Annotated in this window: 1 protein-coding gene; it reads right to left on the reverse strand. The window is 58.3% G+C overall.

Annotated elements, in window-relative coordinates; genetic code table 11:
* Positions 1-187 (reverse strand): S1 RNA-binding domain-containing protein (locus SKC41_RS31985; RefSeq protein ID WP_442931879.1); only part of this gene is annotated, 187 nt, incomplete at its 3' end.
* Between the last annotated feature and the right edge of the window lie 96 nt (positions 188-283).

Below are 283 nucleotides of genomic sequence, written 5' to 3' on the forward strand. Positions count from 1 at the left end.
GATGTCGACGTCTTCGACGATGACTACTACGGTTTGGCCTAGTTGGACAACCGCCGATGGGTGGTGAACCTGTCGTCCGAGCTTTGAGATATGGAATCAGGCCGTCGAGGTTGTCGCCGAGACTGACGAACGCCCCATAGTTTTCGAGGTTCTTAACGACGCCCGACACGGATTCTCCGACAGTGATGTTGCTGAGCGCTTGTCTTCGGGCCGTCTCGCGGTTGCTGGCTGGCGCCTTCTTGCGTCGTTCTCGTCGCCGTGCTGTGGGCGGTTGACTTTGCGT

Origin of the sequence: Mycobacterium sp. 050128 (genome assembly GCF_036409155.1) — a bacterium.
Taxonomy (GTDB): domain Bacteria; phylum Actinomycetota; class Actinomycetes; order Mycobacteriales; family Mycobacteriaceae; genus Mycobacterium.